The 20,767-nt window shown below is 34.8% G+C and carries 17 protein-coding genes and 2 pseudogenes; 11 read left to right on the top strand and 8 right to left on the bottom strand.

Annotation, left to right across the window (positions count from 1 at the left end; genetic code table 11):
- Positions 1-29: 29 nt before the first annotated feature.
- Both AAGD74_RS05125 and AAGD74_RS05120 read right to left on the bottom strand, forming a co-directional pair.
- Positions 30-980, bottom strand: coding sequence for an IS481 family transposase (locus tag AAGD74_RS05125; RefSeq protein ID WP_338482200.1), 951 nt, complete (start codon positions 978-980; stop codon positions 30-32).
- Positions 902-3,811 (bottom strand): J domain-containing protein, encoded by a 2,910-nt coding sequence (locus tag AAGD74_RS05120; RefSeq protein ID WP_341810583.1) that lies wholly within the window; start codon positions 3,809-3,811, stop codon positions 902-904. Before AAGD74_RS05120 ends, AAGD74_RS05125 begins: the two co-directional genes overlap by 79 nt.
- A gap of 321 nt (positions 3,812-4,132) precedes the next feature.
- Here AAGD74_RS05120 and AAGD74_RS05115 point away from each other — a divergent pair, with 321 nt between their 5' ends.
- On the top strand, positions 4,133-4,708 hold the full coding sequence (locus AAGD74_RS05115) for a hypothetical protein (protein WP_341810582.1): 576 nt from the start codon (positions 4,133-4,135) through the stop codon (positions 4,706-4,708).
- A gap of 720 nt (positions 4,709-5,428) precedes the next feature.
- Positions 5,429-7,000, top strand: coding sequence for a hypothetical protein (locus AAGD74_RS05110; RefSeq protein ID WP_341810581.1), 1,572 nt, complete (start codon positions 5,429-5,431; stop codon positions 6,998-7,000).
- Positions 7,001-7,064: 64 nt separating this feature from the next.
- On the opposite strand, the gene AAGD74_RS05105 is transcribed toward AAGD74_RS05110, so the two are convergent.
- The 3 genes and pseudogenes from AAGD74_RS05105 to AAGD74_RS05095 all read right to left on the bottom strand — a co-directional run bounded on the left by AAGD74_RS05105 (position 7,065) and on the right by AAGD74_RS05095 (position 9,288).
- Positions 7,065-8,111 (bottom strand): hypothetical protein, encoded by a 1,047-nt coding sequence (locus AAGD74_RS05105; protein ID WP_338482377.1) that lies wholly within the window; start codon positions 8,109-8,111, stop codon positions 7,065-7,067.
- A 65-nt stretch (positions 8,112-8,176) separates the two neighbouring features.
- Positions 8,177-8,347: pseudogene (locus AAGD74_RS05100) on the bottom strand (recombinase family protein); the annotation flags it as partial.
- Positions 8,338-9,288, bottom strand: a complete 951-nt coding sequence (locus AAGD74_RS05095; protein ID WP_338482200.1) for an IS481 family transposase — start codon at positions 9,286-9,288, stop codon at positions 8,338-8,340. The gene AAGD74_RS05095 and the pseudogene AAGD74_RS05100, both read right to left, overlap by 10 nt.
- A 56-nt stretch (positions 9,289-9,344) precedes the next feature.
- Here AAGD74_RS05095 and AAGD74_RS05090 point away from each other — a divergent pair.
- From AAGD74_RS05090 to AAGD74_RS05080, 3 genes and pseudogenes are all read left to right on the top strand, one after another.
- Positions 9,345-9,593, top strand: a pseudogene (locus AAGD74_RS05090) (ankyrin repeat domain-containing protein); the annotation flags it as partial.
- Positions 9,594-9,597: 4 nt separating this feature from the next.
- Positions 9,598-10,029 carry a DUF2924 domain-containing protein gene (locus tag AAGD74_RS05085; RefSeq protein ID WP_338482363.1) on the top strand — a complete coding sequence of 144 codons (432 nt, stop codon included), beginning with the start codon at positions 9,598-9,600 and terminating at the stop codon, positions 10,027-10,029.
- A gap of 2 nt (positions 10,030-10,031) precedes the next feature.
- The gene (locus AAGD74_RS05080; RefSeq protein WP_341810580.1) at positions 10,032-11,516 is read left to right on the top strand and encodes a recombinase family protein; all 1,485 of its coding nucleotides are present in this window, start codon (positions 10,032-10,034) and stop codon (positions 11,514-11,516) included.
- Between the two features lie 281 nt (positions 11,517-11,797).
- Here AAGD74_RS05080 and AAGD74_RS05075 read toward each other — a convergent pair whose 3' ends face one another.
- Together AAGD74_RS05075 and AAGD74_RS05070 are read right to left on the bottom strand one after the other, a co-directional pair.
- Positions 11,798-13,099: a hypothetical protein gene (locus AAGD74_RS05075; RefSeq protein WP_341810579.1), complete on the bottom strand. Its 1,302-nt coding sequence runs from the start codon at positions 13,097-13,099 to the stop codon at positions 11,798-11,800.
- Positions 13,100-13,477: 378 nt separating this feature from the next.
- On the bottom strand, positions 13,478-13,711 hold the full coding sequence (locus tag AAGD74_RS05070) for a hypothetical protein (protein ID WP_338482359.1): 234 nt from the start codon (positions 13,709-13,711) through the stop codon (positions 13,478-13,480).
- Positions 13,712-13,798: 87 nt separating this feature from the next.
- On the opposite strand from AAGD74_RS05070, the gene AAGD74_RS05065 reads away from it, so the two are divergent.
- Positions 13,799-14,800 (top strand): IS481 family transposase, encoded by a 1,002-nt coding sequence (locus tag AAGD74_RS05065; RefSeq protein WP_341810562.1) that lies wholly within the window; start codon positions 13,799-13,801, stop codon positions 14,798-14,800.
- Between the two features lie 324 nt (positions 14,801-15,124).
- Here AAGD74_RS05065 and bioB read toward each other — a convergent pair whose 3' ends face one another.
- Entirely contained in the window at positions 15,125-16,075 is a 951-nt protein-coding gene (bioB, locus tag AAGD74_RS05060) for a biotin synthase BioB (protein WP_353285964.1), read from the bottom strand.
- A 12-nt stretch (positions 16,076-16,087) separates the two neighbouring features.
- Between bioB and AAGD74_RS05055 the strand changes: the two genes are divergently transcribed.
- Genes AAGD74_RS05055 through bioA form a run of 5 tightly spaced genes read left to right on the top strand, consistent with a single transcriptional unit; the run spans position 16,088 to position 20,486 of the window.
- Positions 16,088-17,230 carry an 8-amino-7-oxononanoate synthase gene (locus tag AAGD74_RS05055; protein WP_341810563.1) on the top strand — a complete coding sequence of 381 codons (1,143 nt, stop codon included), beginning with the start codon at positions 16,088-16,090 and terminating at the stop codon, positions 17,228-17,230.
- The gene (locus AAGD74_RS05050) at positions 17,227-17,883 is read left to right on the top strand and encodes a hypothetical protein (RefSeq protein WP_338482355.1); all 657 of its coding nucleotides are present in this window, start codon (positions 17,227-17,229) and stop codon (positions 17,881-17,883) included. Before AAGD74_RS05055 ends, AAGD74_RS05050 begins: the two co-directional genes overlap by 4 nt.
- Positions 17,852-18,610 carry a methyltransferase domain-containing protein gene (locus AAGD74_RS05045; protein WP_338482354.1) on the top strand — a complete coding sequence of 253 codons (759 nt, stop codon included), beginning with the start codon at positions 17,852-17,854 and terminating at the stop codon, positions 18,608-18,610. The genes AAGD74_RS05050 and AAGD74_RS05045 overlap by 32 nt, the downstream gene beginning before the upstream one ends.
- Complete coding sequence (gene bioD / locus AAGD74_RS05040; protein WP_338482353.1) at positions 18,595-19,206, top strand: dethiobiotin synthase; 612 nt, start codon at positions 18,595-18,597, stop codon at positions 19,204-19,206. Before AAGD74_RS05045 ends, bioD begins: the two co-directional genes overlap by 16 nt.
- Positions 19,203-20,486, top strand: coding sequence for an adenosylmethionine--8-amino-7-oxononanoate transaminase (gene bioA / locus AAGD74_RS05035; RefSeq protein ID WP_341810564.1), 1,284 nt, complete (start codon positions 19,203-19,205; stop codon positions 20,484-20,486). Before bioD ends, bioA begins: the two co-directional genes overlap by 4 nt.
- Positions 20,487-20,767: the final 281 nt, after the last annotated feature.

Here is a 20,767-nt window from a genome sequence, read left to right as displayed (position 1 = left end):
CCTTTTGGATGGAAACCAGTGTCAGCTACTTAGATGTATGGTCCCAGAGTGTGATGGTGTGGATTTAGTATAAATAATTCTGGAGACTGTGTCCACTGATAACATATAAATTCATAAGGAGTAAGACCCTTAAGAGTTTTGAGTCTCTTTGCATAATTATAAGCCATAACAAAGTTATAAAGGTGTTCTTTAAGTTGCTGGTGCGATTGATAGTAATACTTCTTAACTGTAGCATCCTTTAAAGTTTTATTCATACGCTCGACTTGCCCATTCGTCCAAGGATGGCTAACTTTTGTCAAACGATGTTCAATAACATTCTCTTCGCAAACTCTATCAAATATATGTTGGAAAGCATACTTATGACGCTTCTGGTTTGTAAATTGTATACCGTTATCTGTCAAAATAGTATGGATTTTATACGGTAAAATTCTAATCAAATTACGTAAGAACTCAGCAGCTATGGGTTTTGTAGCACTGTTACACAACTCAACATAGGTAAATTTGGATGTCCTATCAATAGCAACAAACAAATGTAATTTGCCCTCCTCAGTTCTAACTTCAGCAATATCAATATGAAAGTAACCGATAGGATATTGTTTGAATTTCTTTTTTGACTTAACTTCTCCATCAACAGTTGGTAATCTGCTAATGTTGTGTCTTTGTAAACAACGATGCAAGCTAGAGCGAGTCAAATGCGGAATTGTAGACTGCAGAGCGTAAAGGCAATCATCTAGTGGCAGTAGTGTATACTTGCGAAATGTAACTATTATAGCTTCCTCTTCTAGCGTTAAAACAGTTGATCTTGGATGCTTTGGACCCATATCAGCATCTTTCGTAAATGAACGTTTTCTCCACTTAATAATAGTTTTTGGATTAAGGTTATAATGCTTGGAGAGTTTTGCTATGCTCTCTTTTCTATTTTGTATTGCTCTACGAATCGTCTGTGTTGTTTTGGCGCACCCATGTAATATCTGTCCCATAATGACTCCTTAAATGATGATGATAGTATACCATCACTCTCTGGGACCATACATCTTAGATGTACTTCTTCTTGATTCGCTGCACGTTGTGCTGCCATAACATTTATTAAGGATGCAGCCTTACTTAACTCTCTAAGCCTCCCAAATTCAGGAAAATAAATAGCAAATTCATCGTAATACTTGGTAAACTCTTGTGCAAAGATAAATTCTGGTGAGTAACGATTCGGCATGCCGGTTTTTTCAGCAGCTTTTACAACAATTCGATAACGTAAAGACCCTGAGTCCATCGGTTTAACCTTCTCTTGACTATCACGTTGTAGCTTGCTGAGATGAATAAGATCCTGTCTATCTTCTTCTAAGGTAAAGCAATGTGTTACCTTTTGGTTTTCCCAAAAAATAAGCTCCCATGAATCTTTAATAATAATTAATGCTGAATCCTCAATAATCCTTTTTCCATTGTATAATTCTTGTTTTTGCTCTTGATTTAATATGTAACAATCCCAACCTTCATCCTCACCTTCCTTATCAACAAGGTTTCCTTCTGCATCACGTTTCATTTTGTGATGTTTTACAACCATGCGAATATTTCCTAAAGCAAATAAAACATTACCGTCCTTACTATCATCAATAGCTAGTTCTACCTCCTCTGATTCAATCCAAAAACGATGCAGTGACTCTTCATGATTACTGGCATGAAAATCATAAATGACTTTTTTGAGATGGTCAGGAAGCCTGGACGTGATTCTATCCAAAGACCTTAATTCGTATGGATCACGACGCTGCACTTCTTGGCCTACAGTTAGAAATTTCAATAAATAATCTGTAATAAACATCGTATGGAGCAGTTGCGAATGAAACAACGTTGAAGGTGCAAAACGCATTTGATTAAAGGGGTGGTAAGGCATGTCGGAGTCGACAGGATCTAAACTAAAAATAGCTGATGTTAAGCGACGTTGAAAAAGCTCACTTAAATCAAAGAGAGTTAATAGACGGTTATAGTCACTTTCACTATCCTCACAATAATCAAGAATAAAATCTATTTCCCCGGTTTTATAATTAAATTCGGCACCATGAATCGTTTTATAAGTCGGAGCATTTGCTTTTTTTGCTGACGATAATATTGATGATTTAGGACAAGTCCAACCTTGCTCATCTAAATCAGTAAGTGGCCAAGGTGCATTTAGGTTATAATCAAGGTCGTCTGTTGACCACTCTTTACTCACTAGCAACTCTTGCATTAATCGCTGACGAAATTTTTTCTCCCTTTCTGAATCGTGACTTTTTTGATACCAATTTTTTAAGCACGCTTCATATGCTTGATAAAAAACACGTACATAACTGTGATCAATTTCTGCTGGGTCTTTTTGACCATCGATCTTATCAATTAGTGCATGAAGCAATTGGCGCATTAGAACCAGGGTTTTATCTTCCTGTGCAATAAAATCAGCATTAGACTGTGGCGCTTGGAAAAAGGGAAATAAATCAGCTATCCAGAGTGCCCGGTGCTGTAATGCTTCCAAAGTCTTTTTAAATTTAGAATCGGTATAATGACAAGATAACAAGCATTTTACACTGTGCAGACATGCATAAAGTTGAACATCTGGCGTTGCATGATGACCAATACCTACTGCTACAACATAGATTTCAGCTGCAAGTTTTTCATCTGCCATGCGTAGTATAGGATTTGGTTCTTGCGCAGCAGCTCTTTGCAGTGTGGTTCCAATTTGTAATAAGGTATTGACACTAATTGCATGGTCAGCAAATCCCATGAGTGCAGGCAACCAATCAAGCAAATGGAAGGCTTTTTCTCGATAAAAGGCTGCACTGGTTATATCCGCACTTTTACTCAGATCTTTTTCTAAATTAAATAAGGAGCGTACATACCGAAGTAATTTAGCTACCTGATCATTTGATTTACTAGCACTTCGGTTCTCAGATAACTTTGATTTTAAGCTTTCGATTAAACTTTTAGTTGCTGCTTGCCCATTAAAAGCTTCTGTGTATGATTCATCTAATACACTCTCTTCAGAGAGCCAATAATAATGTAAAGCTTGTGAAAATAAGCCACGAAAATACTTGCTTTGCAATAAGGGAGCCATAAAGCTTATAGTTTGGTCGGTATTGTGTTTTGCGTACTCAGTAATTTTGTTTAATGAAAATAAGATCTTTGCAGTTGGTATTTTTTCTTTAGCTGCTACTAACAAAATTTCATAAATGCCACAATATAATTTAAATTCAGAACCAGCTTGTTGTCCTAAAGTTTCTAGTTGCTTAACTTTTTGATAAAATGCTTTGCTTAAATCTTTTAAATTATTTCCAAAATAATTACCTTGCAAAAAACTAATGAAATACTCAACTGCTTTTTCTGGCAAGAGAAGCCCTATGTTCAGTTTTGTTTCTAGGTCCCCTTTTGCTTTAATAAAAGAAAATAGATCATCACCATTGCAGGAGTAAAGATCAGAACGAAAAGCCTTTAAATATGATGAAGGTTGATTTTGATCAAGTGGCTCCTTGCAGCATTGTTTGACAAATTGTCCATGTTGCTGCCTAAAAGACTTTGAAAATGCAATACCTGCTGTAGGTAAACAACCAGATGGTGTTAAGGGCATTTCAGTATCATTAGATGCATTAAACACTTCCCATTCTTGATCAAAATTTTTTCTTTCAATTGGATCACTTAAGGTTTGATAGGCTTCCGTTAACAAAGCCATTCTTTGTGCATCACCACCTTTGTCAGGGTGTTCAAATAATGCTTTATCTCGATAAGCCTTTTTAATAGCATGAGTAGATGCGTCTTTATTTACCCCTAAGATTTGATATAAGTTATGCATTCCAATAACCCCCTTTTTAAGCTTTAAAATAAAACATTCTACATTATATTAACTCTTAATTTTATGGAATGATCAAGCTTTGTAAAACATTTTTAGTATATATTATTTTTACTATTATCCTACGCTTTGACTATCTTGCTTTCTTCTAATATTATCTTTTCATAAATATTTACTAACATGAGTGAAAGAGCAAAAAAATTGATATTTGAAACTGCTGCTAATGGTTGCTGGGAGGCTTGCTGTGGAAAGAGATGGCTATTTAAGGAAAGATAATACCTTATGCTGCAGTAGCAGAACTATTTAATAGAAAAAGGAACAGGAATGTGTAAGAACACTGAAAGTAGTGCATGGCGTAAAGTACCTTGGACAAAAACTGACAGTCTTGTTAAGAATGATTTTGCACAGTTCGTCGGATTCTTTACAGCTCATATGATTTGGCAATTAGAGGGTGGCGAGAATGTTGTACCATTAATTGCTAGACAAAGTGCAGACGAACGTCGGTTTAAGCGAGTTGGTGGTGATGATCTTCCATACGAACATGCTGTAGCTATAGCTCGAGAAGGACTACAGTCTATACTTTCTTCTTCACGTGGTGATTACGCGCTACTTGCCTATGACGGTTTTTTTACACAGAACAATAAGCGTGATGAATCGCTCTTTATTGAGGCATATGATATCAGAGATCCAGAAGGAATAACTCTTGTTTTTGCAATACCTTACCGTTCAGCACAAAGTAAAGAAGGTCTAGCCATTTACCGACCTATAGTAATAGAAACAGCAAACTTATCTGATATCAATACCTTTTTAAATCATGCTTATGAGGGGGGCCAAAGTCATACTAAGGGCTTTGAGTTTTGGGAGGCACATGTAGATATCAGCTGCAAAGAAGAACTGTGACCTTGACCAAAAAAGTCTAAAGAAAGTTAAGAATATTTTTTATAGAAAGCAATAAAAAGACTTCATCATATTTAGAGTATAGAATTATTATAAATTTCCTGTCACTTTCAAATGAATTACTATTAATTTAGTATTGCTTTCTATTAGGAACTTAAACAATATAAACACCTTCAGCAACCAAAATCAGCAAGCGTGAGAACTGTTCGTTTTGGAATGCGTTGGTCTACCACACGTACCGTTCGAACTTTTTTATATGGTGATTTCATTATATGCTAAAACTAGACATATTAGCCCACTTCATCCACATCTACATATGAACTGTTTTACCTAACTTTGTTGAAATAACCTTACGTTTTTATTTTTACAACACTACTTTTATTTAAACTGTTCTCACAAATATATGTACCTTTTTTATGTTTTTGAGGAAAGTAAATAACAAAAATTTTTGCGGCGCTGAAGAAGGGTATGTTTTCTTGAAAGTTTGATTTTAAAAATCTACTACATTTCCGATAGCTAAGTTATATTCAATTCTCTATCTTAAAACTATTTTGAGAATTCAATTTTTTATTGCTTTTTACAGGTTAGGTTGTACAATTGATTCCGTAGAGGTTTAACTACTTTATTAGGTAGTTGTCTAAGAAGGGCATTGGGTATAGGTTAGGTTTTCGTGCTTGGTGGCCTGAGTGGTTGTGTCTAGTTAGTTATTTTGATGGGGTATGTATGAAATCCGCTAGTAGATATCGTGTTGTTAAGTCTTCTCCTTCCCAGCTTGGTAAGCAGAGAGGACTTGACTCATTTAAAAATGAAATCAAAAAAGAAGTAGGGAAGAAGGGTGATCTGCTGTGTAAAGGTCGTACTTTACAGTATGGTAAATGTTGTACAATTGCTAAAGGTTTAGCGACGTATTTGACATTTGATTTACTTAGCAATAATTTCACAATACAAACACTTCAAACAAAATTCAAAGGATCCGCACAAGCTTTGATAAGTGATGTTCGATTTGGTACATACTATGAAGATCTGGAAAAAGGTTTAAAAAAATACGTCGAGTCTCCAGATGCAGATCTTTCTGCTATTTACTCTAAAGTTGAAAATAGTCCGGCTGGTTTGGATGATGTCAAGAGTGCAATCTACTATTTTTATTGTTACCTTACCAAAATGTTAAAATTGCAGAAGGGGGACAAAAAAACGGAATTGGAGGATAGCAAGAAAAACACGCAAATTTTTCAAAGAAAAGTCACCGATGAACAAGCTTCTTCGGAAGAAAAGAAAGTTAGCTTATTAAAGAAAGAGAACGACTACACAAGTGTAACTAAAGGATTTTCGTCTTACGGAAATAGTCAGAAAGATTCGTGTTATGGCTCAGAAAGCGAGCTTGAAGAAGGGTGTGGTAAAGAGATAAGTAGCGTAGATACATTTCCTTTAAAAAAAAGTATAAGTTCTGCAGATAACTTTGTTCAGCAAGAGTTAAATCAATTGAAAGATGATAATGCTCAATTAAATCGTGATGTGAATGAGATGTGGAAATATCAAAAAGAACTTGTGGCTGATAATAAACTCAAGGGTTGCTCAATTCAGAAGCGAGAAAAAGAACAAGAGGAGCTCAAACGCGAAGTTAAAGAATTACGAGAGAGGGAAGCTCAGCTTGTAGAAAAGAATAAAAAGTTAGAAGAAGAAAGATCAAATTGGCAAACACAACAACTTAGCTTGGCTAACGAGGTTGATAAAGTAGTTGAGCCTATCAAGGGATCTGAGGAAATTGATGGATTAAAAAAGAAAATTGACAAATTACAAGAGGAGAATTCATTTTTAAAACATGACCTTAACCAATTGGATAATTTGCTACAAGAAACTAAAAAAGAAAAACGAAAATTACAAAATGATGTTGACATTTCCAATAAAGTAACTCAGCCTACTGAAGAAAATTCTCAGCTTAAAAGTAAAAATGGAGAGCTAAAGAGTACACTAGCTAAGATTACAACGTTACAGCAAGAATTGGATAAAAAAATTAGTGAAGATAAAAATAAAAAACCCTCAGCAGTGGAATTTCAGAGTAGAAAACAAAGCAACTGTGCCTCTGTTTCTTTTATATTATCTGGAGTATCTTCCGTTGGTGCAGGTTTAATAATGTCTCATTTAGCAATATGTATTTCGCTTACCGTGGCTGCGTTAACTTTTCTTGCGGTAGGATGTTATTGTTTGTATAAGGCAAGTACGGCGCTTAGTAATATTGAAGTTGATCAAATCAGAAATGGTGTTAATCCTACGGCTTCAGAAGCTCAGATATCCTAAGTTGGAAAGGGTTAAGTTTTGGGTCAATGGAGAGCTTCTTCTAAACCACTGGTGTTTGTGTTTTTTAGTAATGTTCCCTTGCGTTGGATTGGAAAAACTCTTCTACCTTTTCTAGCTTTGTACTCGGTTCTAGGGTACTATACAACGCAAAACTTATGCATGCCAATCCAGCAATCATTCCAACTACTGCTATAGTATGCATTTTCATAATATGTGATACAATACCACTTACCAGTAGCGCTACCCCAACGACACCAGCCAGAATAGCTCTCTGTTGCATCTTTTTTGTTGATGATTCTTCATCTGCAATTTTGCAAGATTTATCGTTAACACAAGGGTTAGAAGAAAAGATTCTGAAAGCATTTAGCTCTTTTACCACCGTTCTTTCTGAGTTAGCGAAATTCCCTTGATTTTCTTCATTCCTTTCATAATCTTCACCATTATTAATCTTCTTGCATGGCTGAATGCCAGTTTCTGTGGTTTCTTCTTGTTGTTCTGCATAAAAATTTTCTTTATCCTTATCCGAAACTTCTTCAATATCTTCTGAAACATTACAAGTCACTGATCCTTCCATAATAGTTTCTATTAATGAGTTTTTTCCTTCTTTGTCACTTTTCAATGATGTGATATTACTTGGTATATCTAGTGTAGCAGTTGTTACACTTGGGTTCATCACTTTCTTATTACTCCAATCCTTAAAATCTGTTACCCTTACTACACCATCTTCAACAGCACTATATGTATGTATTAGTTTTCCATGACTCCCTAAGCAGTGTGAGACTATTTTCTCATTATTAACCTCCTCAGAAAGCTCATGTTTTTTAGCTTCTTCTAAAAGATCATTCTCAGCTTGCTTATTCTTGCAAAATTTAGCATAATGTAGTGGTGTAAATCTTTCAATTCTACCTCCATATGTATCAGTTACTGTTACTAGTAAGAACTTTCGTGTATTACAATCAGATTTACTAATTTCTTTACTGATACTTTTACCATTTCCTATTTTTTTTAACAACTCAAAAAGCTTTTCTTTATCTTTACCTGTTAACTTACCTTCTTCTCTTGCCAATTCATAGGTTATATTTGCTTTATTAGCTTTTTTTAGTATTCTCATATTACCTTTCTCTTTTACCTCTTGTGTAGCCAATTTGTATTAGCAAAGTATTAATTGTGTAATTTTTAAGATACCAACTCATAAAACTTCTCCAATTGCTCACTCCAAAGTATTGGTGTTTCTCTCAAATCAACTAATTTCAAATCTCTTGGCTGCCTCCCATTTACTATATCTTCTTTAATTTTTGGTGCTAAATAATTCAACCTTAAAATTTGTTGTATACGTCTTAGATGTATGGTCCCAGAGTGTGATGGTGTGGATTTAGTATAAATAATTCTGGAGACTGTGTCCACTGATAACATATAAATTCATAAGGAGTAAGACCCTTAAGAGTTTTGAGTCTCTTTGCATAATTATAAGCCATAACAAAGTTATAAAGGTGTTCTTTAAGTTGCTGGTGCGATTGATAGTAATACTTCTTAACTGTAGCATCCTTTAAAGTTTTATTCATACGCTCGACTTGCCCATTCGTCCAAGGATGGCTAACTTTTGTCAAACGATGTTCAATAACATTCTCTTCGCAAACTCTATCAAATATATGTTGGAAAGCATACTTATGACGCTTCTGGTTTGTAAATTGTATACCGTTATCTGTCAAAATAGTATGGATTTTATACGGTAAAATTCTAATCAAATTACGTAAGAACTCAGCAGCTATGGGTTTTGTAGCACTGTTACACAACTCAACATAGGTAAATTTGGATGTCCTATCAATAGCAACAAACAAATGTAATTTGCCCTCCTCAGTTCTAACTTCAGCAATATCAATATGAAAGTAACCGATAGGATATTGTTTGAATTTCTTTTTTGACTTAACTTCTCCATCAACAGTTGGTAATCTGCTAATGTTGTGTCTTTGTAAACAACGATGCAAGCTAGAGCGAGTCAAATGCGGAATTGTAGACTGCAGAGCGTAAAGGCAATCATCTAGTGGCAGTAGTGTATACTTGCGAAATGTAACTATTATAGCTTCCTCTTCTAGCGTTAAAACAGTTGATCTTGGATGCTTTGGACCCATATCAGCATCTTTCGTAAATGAACGTTTTCTCCACTTAATAATAGTTTTTGGATTAAGGTTATAATGCTTGGAGAGTTTTGCTATGCTCTCTTTTCTATTTTGTATTGCTCTACGAATCGTCTGTGTTGTTTTGGCGCACCCATGTAATATCTGTCCCATAATGACTCCTTAAATGATGATGATAGTATACCATCACTCTCTGGGACCATACATCTAGAGAATTGATAAAATCAGGAGGGAATGTAAATGCTGAGGAATATGGAAGTAAATGCACTCCATTGCACCTTGCATGTATGGTGGGGAAAGTGGAAATAGTAAAAGAGTTAGTGGAAGCAGAGGCTGAAATAGAGCAAGCAGATAAATTTGGAATGACAGCGATGGATTATGCTAAAAATAGCAAAAAGATAACCGAGGTATTAAAGAAAGAAACAGACAGAATTGAAAAGTTATTTATGAAAGGCTAAAAATATGGAGGAAGAAACAGAAAAGAAAGTAATGAATTTAGAGAGAAAACCTTTGGATGAGCTGAGAAAAATATGGAAGAAGGTATTTGTGGAAGAAGCACCTAGATACTCAAAGAAATATCTGATACCAAGATTAGCTTATAGAATGCAGGAAAAAGTATATGGAGAAATGTCAAGAAAGGGGACAAAAAGACTAGAGTATCTGGCAGATCGGCTAGAGAAGGGAAAAAGAATAAGTAGTGATAAATTACCAGTAGAAGGGACAGAATTAATACTAGAGAGAGGAGAAGAGACGCATGCAGTAATGGTAACAGACAAGGGTTTAATCTACAAAGAAGAGTTTTATACGTCATTGTCAGCAGTGGCAGGAAAAATAATGGGAATGAGCTACAACGGACCTTTATTATTTGGGATGCGTGATCAAAAGGGAAGTTGAAAATGCTAAAAGAAGTAAGATGTGTGATATATACGAGAAAATCAAATGAAGATGGTCTAGAACAAAAGTTTAACAGTCTTGATGCGCAGCGAGTAGCATGTGAGAAGTACATAAAGAGCAGAGAGGGCTGGGTAGCATTGGCTAAAAGGTACGATGATGGAGGCTATTCAGGAAAAAACTTAGAAAGACCAGCAATAAAGGAATTATTTGAAGATGTAAAAAAAGGAGAAGTAGATTGTGTAGTGGTATATACTCTGGATAGGCTATCAAGAGAAACAAAAGACAGCATTGAAGTAACATCATTTTTTAGAAGGCATCGAGTAAATTTTGTAGCAGTAACGCAGATATTTGACAATAATACGCCAATGGGAAAGTTCGTACAAACGGTGTTATCAGGAGCAGCACAATTAGAAAGAGAGATGATAGTAGAGAGAGTAAAAAATAAAATAGCAACATCAAAAGAGCAAGGATTATGGATGGGTGGAACTTTACCGCTTGGATATGATGTAAAGGATAAAGAATTAATAATAAATGAGAAAGAAGCAAAGTTGGTAAAACATATATTTGAGAGGTATATAGAGCTGAAGTCAATGGCAGAGTTGGCAAGGGAGCTAAATAGTCAAGGTTACAGAACGAAAGCAGATACATTTAAAAAGGCGACGGTGAGAAGAATAATAACAAATCCAATATATATGGGAAAAATACGGCATTATGAGAAAGAGTATGAGGGAAAGCATGAGGCAATAATAGAGGAAGAAAAATGGCAAAAAGCACAAGAATTGATAAAGAATCAGCCGTATAGAAAAGCAAAATATGAGGAAGCGTTGCTTAGGGGAGTCATTAAGTGCAAGAGCTGTGATGTAAATATGACGCTGACGTATGCAAAAAAAGAGAATAAAAGATATCGATATTATGTGTGCAATAACCATTTAAGGGGAAAGAATTGTGAATCAGTAAATCGAACAATAGTTGCTGGAGAAGTGGAAAAAGAAGTGATGAGGAAAGCGGAGCAGATATATGAAAAATGGGAAGAAAAAGCGGAAGAATGGAAAAATTTAAGTTTTGGAAAGCAGAAAGAAGTAGTGAAAAAGTTAATAAAAGGAGTAATGATAAGAGAAGATGGAATAGAGCTGAGTTCAGAGGATAAGGTGGAATTTATACCAATAAAAAAGAAAGGAAACAAATGCACGGTAGTAGAACCAGAAGGGAAAACAAATAATGCGTTACTCAAAGCAGTGGTGAGAGCTCATTTGTGGAAACGTCAATTGGAAGAGGGAAAATATAGAAGTGTGAAAGAGCTGAGTAAGAAAATAAACGTAGGTACAAGACGTATACAGCAAATTTTGAGGCTGAATTATTTAGCTCCGAAGATTAAAGAAGACATAGTAAATGGGAGGCAACCAAGTGGTTTGAGGTTAGTTGATTTAAGAGAAATACCGATGCTGTGGAGTCAACAGATGGAGAAATTATACGAACTGGTTTCTTAACTTATAAAAGCAACGGGAGATCGATGTACCAGAAAACCAATACTTTAAAACAAAGAATCTATAATATGCAAGTTGATGAAAAGAATTGAGGTAAACTAGCGTTACAGGAACTGATACTTAATTATGTAATAAAAAAAGTGATAATCTTAAACCTATATATGAAAAGATCTCAGAACTCCAAAGTTATTGCGTAAGAGCCAAATGTCCCTGACAGCCCTTCTACCGCTGAATCATGTCGAGCGTATGGTTTATACCTAAAAAAATCTTGCTTTGAAAATACATCAATATGAACGTACTACCGGAGCTTCCATCTTATGCAGCTGTCTTAAACTATCAATTGGCGTTATAAGAGTAGACGGAGTACTTGATTCTTTTACTACAAAATCTGATTGTTTAATAGTTTCAGCTAACTCTATAGGTATTCCGCTGTTTCTTTCAAAACCTTTATTTTTTATAGCTTGTAGAACATTTTTCCCTCCTAAAAGGCAACTTTCCCCTAAACTTGATTGATCTTTTAATTTGTCAAACTTCTCCTGGCTCTCTCCATCAAGCTTTACTTCTATTATATTACTATCTTCATTACTAGGACATAGATGAATACTAATCTTGCCCACTTCACTGGTAAAGTACATTTCAATGCCACTTCCTAAGACATTCGTATAATTTCTTTTTCTTCCTACGCTCTCAACTCTTATTATACTTTCCCCGATCTGTAAGATGCTACTTTCTATACTGAAATTTTCATTCACCTTACTATTCATAACCTTTGCAACTTCAACAATACTGTTTTGTGGCCACCTGAAAAGAACAAGATTGTTATCTACTTCTACTTTCAGATTATCATCTTGAACTTGTTCATTCTTATTCACTAAACCTTCATATGCAATACTTTTCAGTTTGTCCTTAATTTTTTCACATTCTGTAAAAATAGGCTCATCATTTCCCCACATAACTTCATCTATCATATTATCATTATAAAAATCGGGCTCTATTTTTGCACCTGATAACAGCAGCTTATTGACAATATTGAATAAAGGTTCTGAAGCCTCTTCCCACGGATCCATTGCCTCTTCCCCATTGTCTTTATATCGTGCTCTAGTAGTAGGCGTTATGCGCATAACACTGCTAGCATCAGCAATGTTAATTATTTTTTTTAATATAAAATTCGACACAGTACATTCATAGTGATCACAGCGTAAATTTAGCTTTATTTTCCTTTTCAAATATTCATCTATTAAATGTTCCATCTTTTCTAGAGTAACCTTTGCAGAATTTTCGTATCCATTTTCATGAAACCCTTTCATTATACTTTCCATCTTGTCATGAAATTCATCAATCGAAACTTTTTCGCCCTCAGTTAATAGATTTGCTAAATTCATTAAAATTGAGTTTTCTGGAATAAAAGAACTTGTAACAGCAGTATTGTTGTCTTCAATAACGGACTCATCCCAGTCATCAGTTTGTTCTTGACTTGACAACGATGCAATAGTTCCCGGAGTTTGCCAGCCAAAATGTTCTGTATGCTGTTTTTCAGTAGCTAACCCACAAAATGGCTTAGTCTCTAAAATACGTTCTAATGCCATACTTATCCCTCCAAACTAAAACATATGGTACATTATATGCAATATACAGCGTTAAGTCAACAACCATGATCTTTTTACTATTCATATTTTTGTTAAGTTTTTATGGTGAGTAATACTAGTGTGTAGATAGGTCAAAAATTTCTTACAAATGCAAGTTTGAACCAATTTTACTATAGATTAATATAATTGAGAACTGCCACTTATATTCAATACCACTATTATAAGAATGTCATGAAAGATAGATTATGCTTTGTTGCTTAAAACCTGTTTAAAACATCCACTACTAAAACACAAGCTATCTTATTCCCATAGTCGTTCTACCATGAATATTGTCAATCTCATCTTTAGACAATGAATCAAATTCAGTATCTGGAATAATTAGCTTTTTTGGCCTTTGAACTTCCAATCCATACTCTGTTTCTTGATCTTCTTATATGATGTTAAATACTCTGTAGCTTTATTAAGAGTAGATCTGGGAAAAATACTATCTAAAAAAGTAATTGGAGTATCAGTACGACTATAGTAACCACTATCATTCTTCCGGTCTTTTATATTTTCTAAATTTCTTAATTCTTTGGTCATATTAGATAACTCTGAATATTTTTCGGACAATTGAGCTCTCAATACTTGAGTTATAGCATTTAGATGTATGGTCCCAGAGAGTGATGGTATACTATCATCATCATTTAAGGAGTCATTATGGGACAGATATTACATGGGTGCGCCAAAACAACACAGACGATTCGTAGAGCAATACAAAATAGAAAAGAGAGCATAGCAAAACTCTCCAAGCATTATAACCTTAATCCAAAAACTATTATTAAGTGGAGAAAACGTTCATTTACGAAAGATGCTGATATGGGTCCAAAGCATCCAAGATCAACTGTTTTAACGCTAGAAGAGGAAGCTATAATAGTTACATTTCGCAAGTATACACTACTGCCACTAGATGATTGCCTTTACGCTCTGCAGTCTACAATTCCGCATTTGACTCGCTCTAGCTTGCATCGTTGTTTACAAAGACACAACATTAGCAGATTACCAACTGTTGATGGAGAAGTTAAGTCAAAAAAGAAATTCAAACAATATCCTATCGGTTACTTTCATATTGATATTGCTGAAGTTAGAACTGAGGAGGGCAAATTACATTTGTTTGTTGCTATTGATAGGACATCCAAATTTACCTATGTTGAGTTGTGTAACAGTGCTACAAAACCCATAGCTGCTGAGTTCTTACGTAATTTGATTAGAATTTTACCGTATAAAATCCATACTATTTTGACAGATAACGGTATACAATTTACAAACCAGAAGCGTCATAAGTATGCTTTCCAACATATATTTGATAGAGTTTGCGAAGAGAATGTTATTGAACATCGTTTGACAAAAGTTAGCCATCCTTGGACGAATGGGCAAGTCGAGCGTATGAATAAAACTTTAAAGGATGCTACAGTTAAGAAGTATTACTATCAATCGCACCAGCAACTTAAAGAACACCTTTATAACTTTGTTATGGCTTATAATTATGCAAAGAGACTCAAAACTCTTAAGGGTCTTACTCCTTATGAATTTATATGTTATCAGTGGACACAGTCTCCAGAATTATTTATACTAAATCCACACCATCACACTCTGGGACCATACACCTTCAAAAAAGGTCGTATATTTGTGAGAACAAGCAGCATAAAAATAAGGTTGTGAAAATAAAAGCTTGAAATTATCTGCAACAAAGTTAGGCGAGTTAGTTCGTATGTAAATTTAGCGAAAGCGAGCAAATCTAGCTAGTTTTAGCGTATAGTGAAATTATCATATAAAAAAGTTCGTATGGTACACTTAGTAGTCCAATCCATCCCAAGAAAAACAGTTCTCACGTCTCTTGATTTTGAGTGCTGGAAATGGTTATTTTACTTGAGATTTTAATATTATATAATGCTAAATTAACAGTAATCTATCCGAGGATGAAAAAAAATTAAGGCAAAATTGTAATAAGGAATAGATCTTTTTTCTGTCAATGCAGAAATTCCTTTAATTTCCTATATGAAGTTTTCGTAGCCCCAATCTTTGAAATAGGTGATTGTCTTGCTCAGGTACTGGATTTTGAGCTGTAAGTAGCTTTTCACCGTAAAAAATTGAATTAGCACCTGCAAGGAAACACAATGCTTGCAATTCATCTGACATTTTTTCTCGCCCAGCTGATAAACGTACATAAGATTTTGGCATCATAATTCTTGCTATTGCGATAGTACGAACAAAATCAAACGGATCAACGTCGGCCACATCCTCAAGTGGAGTTCCAGGAATTTTTATCAGCATATTAATTGGTACTGATTCTGGAGGATTACCCAAATTAGCAAGGAGAACTAGCATTTTTATTCGATCCTCATTAGTCTCACCCATACCAAGAATACCACCACAACAGACCTTAATCCCAGATGCACGTACGTGTTCTAACGTTTTTAAGCGATCTTGGAGAATACGTGTAGTTATGACTTTATGATAATATTCCTCAGATGTATCAATATTATGGTTATAAAAATCTAAGCCAGCTTCCTTTAGCATATTTGCTTGGTAATATTTTAACAACCCAAGAGTCACACACGTTTCAAGGCCCAATTTTTTCACCTCTTTGACCATTTCGCAAACAATTGTTAAATCTTGATCACGTGGACCACGCCAAGCTGCTCCCATACAGAAACGACTACTTCCAGCCTCTTTTGCACATTTTGCTGCTTCAATTACCTCGGCAATTTCTAACAAAGGCTTTTTCTGCAAACCAGTGTTATAGTGTGCTGACTGGGGACAGTAGGAACAATTTTCCGGGCAGCTACCTGTTTTAATACTCAAAAGCGTACTAATTTGCACTTCACTAGGATTAAACTGCTTTCTATGTTCTGTTTGTGCTATATAAATTAGCTCAGGAAACGGAAGATTAAAGGTTTGGTCTGCCTTGGCAAAAGTCCATTCTTCTGTCATGATCTAAGCTCCTTCTTGGTAAATAGATTGTTATATAATAAGTATTGTAATACACTACAAAGTAAAGGGAAATATCGACAGTTGCCGAAAGATATCTTGGGAAGCTTCATCGATTTTTCTACCAACGATTACCTTGGCCTAAGTCAGTCGGAAGTATTGTTTGATGCAGCAAAGCTCTCTGGAGCACAGTTTGGAGTAGGATCCACTGGTTCTCGTTTGCTCTCAGGTAATAAAAAAATATTTGAAGACTTTGAGAAGAGAATTGCCCAAGACAAAAGAACTGAGTCAGCTCTTATCTTCAATTCAGGTTTTCAGGCCAATGTAACGGTTCTTGCAAGCCTACTCGATCAATCAGTGCTTGGTGACAAACCTATTGTTTTTTTTGATAAGTTAAATCATGCAAGCTTATATCAAGCTGTATTTTTGAGCAACGCTGAACTTGTACGATATCAACACAACGATACAGATCACTTAAGCAATTTACTTACAAAATTCAAAAATGATTTAAGACCAAAGTTCATTGTTACTGAAACAATTTTTGGTATGGATGGAGACATCGCACCAATAGAGAAAATTTTTGCCCTGAGCAAAGAACATGAAGCTTTTCTATATTTAGATGAAGCACATGCAACAGGTATTATTGGTCACAATGGGTATGGATTATCTACCAGCATTAATCTTCAGGAAACTCCACATTTAATCTTAGGAACTTTTAGTAAAGCCCTAGGGTGCTTTGGTGCGTATGTTGCTTGTTCCAATATTATAAAGAATTACCTAATCAACAAATGTCCAGGGTTTATCTATTCAACCTCTCTTTCTCCAATGATAATTGGCGCAGCAGCTAAAAGTTGGGATTTAGTACAACATCTTACTGATCAACGTCAGGCTTTATTCTTTAAGGCTGCAAATTTGAGAAACAACCTGCAAAATCTTGGATTTAACACAGGTGATTCAGTTACACACGTTATACCAATAATTCTAGGTGATGAGGATACTGTAATGAGTACAAAAGAAAAGCTTTTGAAACAAGGGTTGGTTGTTTCTGCTATACGTCCACCTACTGTTCCTCCTGGAACATCAAGATTACGTATTGCACTCAATGTGAATCATACTGAAAGCAACCTAGACTGTTTAGTGCATGTTCTTCAGCAAATATGAACTATCACTTTGTATTTTGTCACGGTTGGGGGTTTGATTATAAGTTCTTTCAACCTCTTATAAATAAATATTTCTCTAAAATTCCTTACTATTGTTTAGATCTTGGTTATTTTGGAGAAGAAAACCTAAACTTACCAGAAGATGGTGTACTTATTGGTATTGGACATTCTCTTGGACTAATAAAACTAGCTTCCTTAAATGTAAAGTTTAATGGAATTATTGGTGTACAAGCTTTTGTCAATTTTTTAGGATTTGATTTACGATTACACAAAAAACGCAAGTTAGAGTTGAAAAGGATTATACAGCATTTTCAAATGGATCCAATAAATACCCTGATATCCTTTTATAAAAGTTGTGGTGTTAATTTGATAGACCACAACTCTTTTAATTATCTGAATAAAGCAAAATTAATGGAAGATTTAGAACTATTGACTATAGTACATCAGTTGCCGCATACACCACTATTAATATTAGGTGCAACGAATGATACGATTGTGCCACAAAAACTTATCTATGATAATTTCAAAAAAGGTACTAAAGTTAGTATGCACAATAAGGGGTACCACAGTCTAGGTCTATGTGAGCATCATTTTGTGCAGGAGCAAATTATAAGTTTTTGTGATGGAATTAGAAGAGAGATACATACAGGATAATTTTAGTAGAGCAAGCTCGTCTTATGATAATGTAGCTTTTGTTCAAAAAGAATGTGCTGCAAAACTAGTAAATCTATTAAAAAGTTGTTTTCCTGAATTTCATCCACAATCTATTTTAGATTTGGGTACAGGTACAGGCTACATTCCAGAAATTTTGTTTGGTTTTTTTCCAGAAAGCAAATTTACTTTAAACGATATATCGCCTGATATGCTAGAAAAAACAAGAGAAAAATTAGCAGGGTATAAGGAGATTGAATTCATCTTAGGTGATATGGAAATACTAGACTTCGGTTTTCAAGACCTTATCATTTCAAATCTAGCACTTCAATGGGTGAGAAATTTAAAAAAGATGATAAAGAAGTCATACAATAATTCAGATATTTTTGCTTTTTCATGTTTACTGGATGGTACGTTTAATGAATGGTCCAGTATTTTTACGAAATATTTACTACCTGTACCAACTTATTGTTACCCATCTAAGCAGGAATTGGAAAATTATCTACTTTACCTAAAACCAAAAAAATATTTTTTCAGTTCACAAGAATTTACACTGTGTTTTCCAAGTGCAAGTGAATTTATCAGGTATCTTGGAAATTTAGGGGCAAATCAAGGTAGCCAGAAAATTTTTCTACCTGATCTGAAGAGGATAGTTAAGAGCTATACAGACAAGATTAACATCACTTATGAAGTATTTTTTGGAATTTTAAGTCAATGCAGATCTTTATAACAGGAACAGATACCGACGTTGGTAAGACTACTATAAGTAGCTGGCTTTGTCTCCACACTGGATACTCGTATTTTAAGCCTATTCAGACTGGAAGTATTTTAGGTACAGATGGTCATCAAATAAGTAGTTTGACTAACACCAATGTTTGTAAAGAAAATTTTGTTTATAAAGAACCTTTATCTCCTCACTTGGCAGCATCGCTGGAGAATGGCAGTATTGATATTAATAAGATCGATTTACCTAAAGTGCATAACTTAATTATAGAAGGTGCTGGAGGAGTTTTGGTTCCAATTAATCAAACCACATTAATGGTTGATTTAATCAAAAAACTTGCCATTCCAACAATTTTAGTTGTTAGATCTACAGTTGGTACTATTAATCACACATTGCTAAGTCTAGAAGTACTGCGTGCCAGAAATATTCCTATTTTGGGAGTAATCTTAAACGGACTACCTAATCAAGATAATCTTGAAGCAATAGAATTTTATGGTAGGGTACAGGTCTTAGCATCAGTACCCAGACTGCAAAAAGTTGATAGAGAACATCTAATGCAAATACCACTCTCAAATCGATTAAAAGCTATCTTGGAACAATGAATTTAAGCGAACGTGACAGAAAAATCATATGGCATCCTTTTACGCAAGAGAAAGTAGCCAAACTTCCAATTGCAATTAAGAAAGCTCATGGGTCATATCTTTATGATGAGAGTAATAAACCATACCTCGATCTGATTTCCAGTTGGTGGGTAAATCTGCACGGTCACGCTCATCCTAAGATTGCTCAGGCTATATATGAGCAAAGCATGACTTTAGAACATGTAATTTTTGCAGGCTTTACTCATGAGCCTGCAGTAACGCTTTGCGAAAAGTTAAAAACTCTACTACCAGACAAATTATCCAGATTTTTCTTTTCAGACAATGGTTCAACTGCTGTTGAGGTATCACTAAAAATGGCCTATCAGTACTGGTGGAATCAGGGTAACCGTGAAAGAACTACTTTCCTGAGTTTTGAAGGAGGGTATCATGGAGATACATTTGGCGCGATGAGTGTAGGTGCTAAGTCCGGCTTTCATGATACATTTTCAAACCTATTATTTTCTATTTTAACAATACCTTTCCCGGAAATCCAGGATGAAGATGAAGAAATAGAAAACAAAGAAAAACATTCTCTAGAAGTGTTAGAAGGTTACTTATGTGTTGGTTCTTACAAAATTGCCGCATTAATTCTAGAGCCTTTAGTACAAGGAGCCAGTGGTATGAGGATGTGCCGTCCAGAGTTCATTAGAAAAGTTGTTAATTTAGTACGCCAGCATGGGATTTTGATAATCTGTGATGAAGTTATGACCGGTTTTGGACGTACTGGTACTTATTTTGCTTTTGAGCAAAGTCAAATTATACCAGATTTTTTATGTATCTCCAAAGGATTAACAGGAGGTTTTCTTCCACTTGCTCTCACAGTTGTTACCGAAGAAGTCTACTCAGTATTTTTAAGTGAACATTTTACTAAAGCGTTTGCTCATGGTCATTCCTATACTGCCAATCCTTTAGGTTGTGCGGCCGCAATTGCTTCTTTAGAATTATTAATTAAGCCTGATACCATGGAGTCAATTAAGAGGATTCATAGTATACATAAAAAGGAATTAGTAAATTTATCTGAAGCTTGTGAGAGTGTTAAGCATACACGCGTTACTGGTACAATAGCAGCTTTTGATGTTCACGGGGCACAAACATTAAAGATAAAATTTTTAGAGCAAGGACTTTTAATCAGACCAATTAACAATTCAGTTTATTTATTACCACCCTATTCAATAAGTACTTCAGAGCTTGAGGAAGCTTATAACAAGATCAGAAATGTTATTAGGATTTTTTCATATTGACTTTACCAGACCAATGTATTCAAAAACGAAAGATTCTCACAGTTGTTGGTTTTGAGCGCTGGAAATGGTCATATTACTTAAGTTTTTAGCAATAAATGTTGTAATTTAGTAATAATTTTTGAGACTAGAAGGAATTTAGAAAACTACTCATTATATTTATTTTTCAGGAAGTTTTTATCTAAAGTAAGACAATTTTTCTGGTGGGGTATATAACACTTGCTCAGACCATTGGTTTCTTATTATAGTTTGTTAATCTAATTTTATAAAGTTTATGTTCAGTC

It is taken from the genome of Wolbachia endosymbiont (group A) of Campoletis raptor, from assembly GCF_964026755.1.
Lineage (GTDB): Bacteria > Pseudomonadota > Alphaproteobacteria > Rickettsiales > Anaplasmataceae > Wolbachia > Wolbachia pipientis.
The sequence above is the reverse complement of the archived record's forward strand: the minus strand, read 5'-3'. Positions and strand labels throughout refer to the sequence as shown.

What these genes read in the sequence shown, in the direction of transcription:
- AAGD74_RS05095 (WP_338482200.1), bottom strand. Translation starts at nt 9,288, where the DNA reads ATGGGACAGATATTACATGGGTGCGCCAAAACAACACAGACGATTCGT.
- bioA (WP_341810564.1), top strand. Translation starts at nt 19,203, where the DNA reads ATGAATTTAAGCGAACGTGACAGAAAAATCATATGGCATCCTTTTACG.
- AAGD74_RS05045 (WP_338482354.1), top strand. Translation starts at nt 17,852, where the DNA reads ATGGAATTAGAAGAGAGATACATACAGGATAATTTTAGTAGAGCAAGC.
- AAGD74_RS05120 (WP_341810583.1), bottom strand. Translation starts at nt 3,811, where the DNA reads ATGCATAACTTATATCAAATCTTAGGGGTAAATAAAGACGCATCTACT.
- bioD (WP_338482353.1), top strand. Translation starts at nt 18,595, where the DNA reads ATGCAGATCTTTATAACAGGAACAGATACCGACGTTGGTAAGACTACT.
- AAGD74_RS05110 (WP_341810581.1), top strand. Translation starts at nt 5,429, where the DNA reads ATGAAATCCGCTAGTAGATATCGTGTTGTTAAGTCTTCTCCTTCCCAG.
- AAGD74_RS05105 (WP_338482377.1), bottom strand. Translation starts at nt 8,111, where the DNA reads ATGAGAATACTAAAAAAAGCTAATAAAGCAAATATAACCTATGAATTG.
- AAGD74_RS05085 (WP_338482363.1), top strand. Translation starts at nt 9,598, where the DNA reads ATGGAGGAAGAAACAGAAAAGAAAGTAATGAATTTAGAGAGAAAACCT.
- AAGD74_RS05080 (WP_341810580.1), top strand. Translation starts at nt 10,032, where the DNA reads ATGCTAAAAGAAGTAAGATGTGTGATATATACGAGAAAATCAAATGAA.
- AAGD74_RS05065 (WP_341810562.1), top strand. Translation starts at nt 13,799, where the DNA reads ATGGGACAGATATTACATGGGTGCGCCAAAACAACACAGACGATTCGT.
- AAGD74_RS05050 (WP_338482355.1), top strand. Translation starts at nt 17,227, where the DNA reads ATGAACTATCACTTTGTATTTTGTCACGGTTGGGGGTTTGATTATAAG.
- AAGD74_RS05125 (WP_338482200.1), bottom strand. Translation starts at nt 980, where the DNA reads ATGGGACAGATATTACATGGGTGCGCCAAAACAACACAGACGATTCGT.
- AAGD74_RS05115 (WP_341810582.1), top strand. Translation starts at nt 4,133, where the DNA reads ATGTGTAAGAACACTGAAAGTAGTGCATGGCGTAAAGTACCTTGGACA.
- AAGD74_RS05075 (WP_341810579.1), bottom strand. Translation starts at nt 13,099, where the DNA reads ATGGCATTAGAACGTATTTTAGAGACTAAGCCATTTTGTGGGTTAGCT.